This is a genomic window from Wolbachia pipientis (assembly GCF_023661085.1).
GTDB lineage: Bacteria > Pseudomonadota > Alphaproteobacteria > Rickettsiales > Anaplasmataceae > Wolbachia.
Genome location: NZ_JAHDJT010000095.1, coordinates 1 through 5555, shown reverse-complemented (window position 1 = coordinate 5555; position 5555 = coordinate 1). Strand labels below are relative to the sequence as shown.

Below are 5555 nucleotides of genomic sequence, written 5' to 3'. Positions count from 1 at the left end.
TACACCTAATGATGTATCGGAATCATTAAAATTATTTTCAACGACTTCTAAATCAGTCGAAAACACGTATCGACTTTTCTCAATGGCAAAGGAGAGCTCTTTTCCGCTACCAAATAAATTACGGTCTTTAAAATCAGTTTTAAAAAATGCTCCGCCAGGAAAAGACACACCTCCTCCTAAATATAACGAGGTAGTGTTTTTTTCTTTAATATCTAAGTTAAGATTCACTACATTATCATTAATTGCATAACTATTTATTTTTACTGCTTCAAAAAAATCACTGCCAATCAATTTTCTACGCGATTTTTGAATCTCAGATGTGTTATACGCGTCACCTTCTGCTACACTGAGCTTACTTCTGATCACTTTATCTAAAGTACGGTCGTTACCGTCTATTGTAATTTGATTTATGTAAATCTTTTTACCTGGCAGCACCCTATAAGTTACATCTACAACATTGCCACGTTGTGTATATTCTGGATTGACTTTTGCAAATATATATCCTCTCTCGTTTAAATATTTGTTTATTTTTTCTACCGTATTACTAATTTTAACCTTATCGAATACTTTGTTACCTTCCTCAGTTATTAGTTTTAACATCTCTTCTTTTAGGTTTGGGTCCTGAATTTTAGCTTCAACATCAATTTTATTGCTTCCAAACAAATATTGCTCCCCTTCATCAATCAAAAAAGTTAACACCACTTGATTGTTATTATCAACTTCAGCAATCGGCTGAATACTATTGTTGATATACCCCTTGGACGAATAGAAGTGATCAAGCAACTCTTCGTTGATTAATAAGTACTGTGGTGAATAATGATTTCCATCTTTAAAAATAGCTCTAAATAACTTATTAAATATATCATTACTTTGCGTTTTAATAGCTTGTTCTAGCTCATTTTCTGAGAAGTTTTTATTGCCTATAAATCTTATGTCCTTAATTCTAGATGTTTTACCCTCTTTTATTTTAAAGACTAAGTTAACCCTGTTGCCATCAAGCTTATTCAACTCATATTCAATTTTAGCGCCGATCTTACCGTTGTTTCTATAAGTTGTGATTAAATTCAGTAAATCATTTTGTAATTTTGTTTCAGCAAAAATAGTCAAGGGTTTTGATTGAATCACGTTATTTAACAGTTCTTTGCTTTTAAATAGTTTATTGCCTTTTAATATTATCTTGTTAATTAGTGGATTTTCTTGGACTTTTATTATCAAGTTTTTTTCATCATCGATGTAAGCGTTAACATTAGCAAATAATTTTGTTTTGTATAAACTCTTTATAATTGAATCTATGTCATCGTTATTTACATAACTGCTAGGTTCTAATTTTGTATAGAACTTTATTGTTTGACTGCCAATTCGCTCATTGCCAACGTATTTAATATCCTTTATCTGCGTTTTTTTCTCGTTTTCTAAAGCAACAAGTAGGGTAGGAACAGAGATAAAAATTACTATTAATATATAAAACAGTTTCTTCATATTTATCTTAAAAAAGATGTCTGATATCATTTGAGATCGCAATTGCCATCAGCAAGAACAATACGGTAGCACCAAAAGTAGCTGCATATTTATGATATCTCGGACCCAAATCTCTACGTATAACTGCCTCTATAATATAGTTAAATAAGTGTCCACCATCCAGCAGCGGAATTGGTAGCAAATTAACTGCAGCCAAAGTAGCTGAAAGGATCGCCATGAAATATAAAACCATGCTAAATCCCTTTTTAGCTGATTGTCCTGAATATTTTGCAATTTTTATTGGTCCACCTATTTCATTTATACTCCTCTTACCAACGATAATTTGAAAGAGAGCCTTGATTGTTAAGTACATAGTGTGGTAAGTTTCGCTTACTGACAGGCTTACAGCTCCAAGAAAAGATGACTGTTTTAATCCTGCCATGTTGACTGAAGTAATTCCTATAATTCTTCCTATTGTGGTGTTAGAAGCATCTTTAATTATCGATGGAGTCAGAGTAATTCTATGCTCCTCGTTGTTTCGACTATACTTAATTTCCATTTTCTCCTCAAGGCTTGACCTCATCACGCGCGGAATATCTTCAAAATATTTTATTTTATACTCATTGACCTGTATAATAATGTCGCCTGGCAGTAAGCCAGCTTGCTCTGCTGCGCTACCCTCAATTACATTTTCAATCACTGGTGGAGTGTGATAGTAACCTACTGTGCTAAAGAATATTGTAAAAGCTATAACAGCAAGTACCATGTTTGCAAATGGTCCTGCAAAAACTATTGCTGCTTTTTTATATCGTGGTTTTGTATGAAGTGAATACAACTTTCCTTCCTCAGTCGACTCTTGTTGATTGGCTGGCACGCTTGCTGCATTACTGTCTCCTAACATTTTAACATAACCACCTAGTGGAATGGTACTCAATTTCCATCTAGTTCCAGACTTGTTATGAAAACCAAAGATTTCAGGACCAAACCCTATAGAAAAAGACTCAACTTTAACTTTGCATGCTTTAGCAATAATATAGTGCCCATATTCATGCACAAATACTACAACAGAGATGATTAAAGCAAATGACAAAAGATCATATGCTCCATTACTAAGCTGATGGACAAGATTAGAAATTAATTCCACCTGTATTTTAGATATTAACAAAATGTTAAGTATATTAAAATGCGCCTTGCTTGACAAGTGTTTAATTTAATCTTTAAATTAAAAAAAGTTTAGTAACAGTGGCAGATACCTCTTTATTAAGAAAAAAACTGATGTATAGAAGCTGGCACAGAGGGTGCAAAGAAACCGACGTACTTTTAGGGTATTTTGCACTGAAGTATCTTAATAAATTTTCCCTAAATGAACTAATTGAGTATGAAAAGATAGTTGATCTTGATGATTATGAGTTGTATTGTTATATAACTCGCAAAGCAAACCTTCCTTCCAACTTAGATAGTAAGATAATAGACTTAATTACTTGCTTCATTGAAGCTAATCCTTTATGCACTCAATAATTTTATTTACTCTACTTAACACTTTGGTGTATTCTATTCTTTTCTCGTTTCTATACTTTTCATACTCTTGATTCATTTCGTCCAATTTTTTTGTTAATTCTAAAACTTTATCCTCAAGAGTCAGTGCTGCAAGTAGGAAATTTAATGCGTCTGAGCCCTTACCTCCAGTTTTTTGAGATATAGAGCTAACTAGCTTGTTAAAATTATCAGCAAGATACAATAAATGATCCTTTTTTCCACTTTCACAAGATATTTTGTATGTACTGTTGCGTATAACTATTTCTACTACTTGCATATAATGCTAAAAACTTTTATTGTATAACGTTAACTTACCCCCACTTTCATCTTACTTACGATATAAACTTTTGTTCATTTATTAAATAGGATAATTTTTTACTGCTACGAAAATATGTCTTAAAGTATCGATTTTTTACAAATTTCTGTGACATAAAGTGACTTGTCTCTTTCAAATTATAACTCCTAATTGAAAAGGAGCCAAATCCTCTAATTTCAATTCTATTATGAAGCTTTAATGTACTCGAAAGTATCTCAAAAAATCTGTTGACTATAGCCGCCATAACCATTTTATCTAAGAAAGGATGCTTCTCTGCCACTTTTGTTATTATGTTAGATTTCGTTGCCATTTACACGAAGCTAAAATTACAATCATTTAGCAGATAGTATTATATTATATTCTTCAATGCCCAATACTTCAACTTCTATCCTTTCTGACATAGAAAACTTTTTATTTTCCGGTAGATGCTCTTGATCTATTAAGAGAGTTACATCATTTTCAACTTCAACAACTAGTCCACTATCTTCTCTCTTACCTACAGTAACCTGCATCTTGTCTCCTACCTTGACTTTCTTTATCAGCTCTATAAGTGGATCATACTCCATTTGCTTTATGCCAAGGTGAATTCTTGTTCGATTCACGTTAACCCTTATTACTTTTGCCTCTATTGCATCACCCACATTATACTTTTTTATCTCATCTGAACCATTTTTAGACCAACTTAGATCTTGCATATAAATTGTCCCTTCAACATTTTCATCTATTTCATGATCATCAAAAGTAACAGATATATATGAGCCAGCATTATTTTTAACTTTACCAGAGACAATGGAGCCAGGAGGATATTTATTGACAAATGCTTGCCAAGGGTTATCCACACACCTTTTCATACTCAAGCTCATTCTGTTTTTAGTAGTATCGATACTGAGAATTTTAACAGACACTTCTTGCCCCCTAGTTACAAGACTACTAACTGGTAGATTGCTCTTAACCCAAGTTATTTCTGATGAGTGAACTAAACCTTCGATTCCAGGCTGAAGTTCAACAAATAACCCATAATCTTCTATGCTTGTTATATGCCCCTTATGAACGCTGTCAATCGGATATTTTGACTCTACATCTTGCCAAGGGTTATCTTCTAGCTGCTTTATGCCTAGGGAAACTTTTGCATTTTCCTTATCTATTTTTATAACTTTGACCTTTATAGTCTGGCCACAAGCAAAAACTGCAGATGGGTGACTTACCCTACTCCAAGAGATATCTGTGATATGTAGCAATCCATCTATAACTCCTACTGCATCTGACTCATGAATGCCAACGAATACACCATAATGAGTAATGCTTTTTATTTTTCCTTCTATTATATCACCCTCATTTAAAGACTCTAAAAACTTGGTTTTTTCACCAGCGTGCAATTTTTCTAATACTAACTTCCTTGATACTACGATATTACCCTGTTTCTTATCCATTTTAAGCACGATGAACTTTTGCTCAGTTTCAATGAGGTGCTTGGCATCTTTTACTTGCTTCAGATCCACATGACTCAGCGGCAAAAAGGCACTTATTCCGTCACCAAGATCAACAATAAAGCCGCATTTAATTGAGCGTTTAATAATTCCACTGACTTCAGCTCTTGTAACTGCATCTTCTTCCAGTTTATGCCATTTTTCATCCCTAATTGCTTTTTCACGGCTAAGAACTACATTACCATGATAGTCTTCAATTCTCTCTACATAAACTCTAATTTTAGAACCAACAACAATCTCATCGTTGCAACCAAGCTCCTTGATTGGAATTCTCCCATCAGACTTTAAGCCAACGTCGACTACGATGTCATTGGGATTTACTCGTGTAATGACACCTTCTACTACATCTCCTTCCTTAATTTTATTAATAAAAGAATCTTCAAATAAAATGTTACTTTGATCTTCAAACTGGCCTTGAAATATATCTTCTACGAACTTGTTTGACGATAGTTTTCTGATACTAATCGGTAGATTTGCTGTTGGATCATTATTATTCATGCAATGCGCCCTTCAATTTAAACTTTATTAGAAATAATACATTATATAGTATTAACAACTAGTTACAAGCAGTTTTTTGTTAACTCACTGATAGACTTCTTGCATAAAAAACAGCTTTTGGTAGCGCGCTAGGCATACAACAACTGTCTCCAATAGAAACAAAAACTACTTGACACCCTTCACCATTACCCTTTATAATAAGATTAAAGCTATTTGTTTAACTTCCCAATCTGTACAGGTTAAAATGACAAGAGAACTTG

6 protein-coding genes are annotated in these 5555 nt (G+C 33.2%); 1 reads left to right on the top strand and 5 read right to left on the bottom strand.

Going from position 1 to position 5555, the window contains the following annotated elements:
• Positions 1-1479: outer membrane protein assembly factor BamA (gene bamA / locus DM84_RS04625; RefSeq protein ID WP_250778702.1), on the bottom strand; the 1479-nt coding region annotated here is incomplete at its 3' end.
• Between the two features lie 7 nt (positions 1480-1486).
• Positions 1487-2602, bottom strand: a complete 1116-nt coding sequence (rseP, locus tag DM84_RS04620; RefSeq protein ID WP_349305106.1) for an RIP metalloprotease RseP — start codon at positions 2600-2602, stop codon at positions 1487-1489.
• Between the two features lie 98 nt (positions 2603-2700).
• Here rseP and DM84_RS04615 point away from each other — a divergent pair, with 98 nt between their 5' ends.
• Positions 2701-2976, top strand: coding sequence for a succinate dehydrogenase assembly factor 2 (locus tag DM84_RS04615; RefSeq protein WP_250778698.1), 276 nt, complete (start codon positions 2701-2703; stop codon positions 2974-2976).
• Here DM84_RS04615 and DM84_RS04610 read toward each other — a convergent pair.
• From DM84_RS04610 to DM84_RS04600, 3 genes are read right to left on the bottom strand one after another with little or no spacing between them, the layout of a single operon-like run.
• Entirely contained in the window at positions 2954-3271 is a 318-nt protein-coding gene (locus DM84_RS04610) for a cell division protein ZapA (protein WP_250778696.1), read from the bottom strand. The genes DM84_RS04615 and DM84_RS04610 overlap by 23 nt on opposite strands.
• 55 nt (positions 3272-3326) lie before the next feature.
• On the bottom strand, positions 3327-3620 hold the full coding sequence (locus tag DM84_RS04605; protein WP_250778694.1) for an HU family DNA-binding protein: 294 nt from the start codon (positions 3618-3620) through the stop codon (positions 3327-3329).
• A gap of 22 nt (positions 3621-3642) precedes the next feature.
• Entirely contained in the window at positions 3643-5295 is a 1653-nt protein-coding gene (locus DM84_RS04600; protein ID WP_250778691.1) for a 30S ribosomal protein S1, read from the bottom strand.
• Between the last annotated feature and the right edge of the window lie 260 nt (positions 5296-5555).

What these genes read in the sequence shown, in the direction of transcription:
- DM84_RS04605 (WP_250778694.1), bottom strand. Translation starts at nt 3,620, where the DNA reads ATGGCAACGAAATCTAACATAATAACAAAAGTGGCAGAGAAGCATCCT.
- DM84_RS04600 (WP_250778691.1), bottom strand. Translation starts at nt 5,295, where the DNA reads ATGAATAATAATGATCCAACAGCAAATCTACCGATTAGTATCAGAAAA.
- DM84_RS04610 (WP_250778696.1), bottom strand. Translation starts at nt 3,271, where the DNA reads ATGCAAGTAGTAGAAATAGTTATACGCAACAGTACATACAAAATATCT.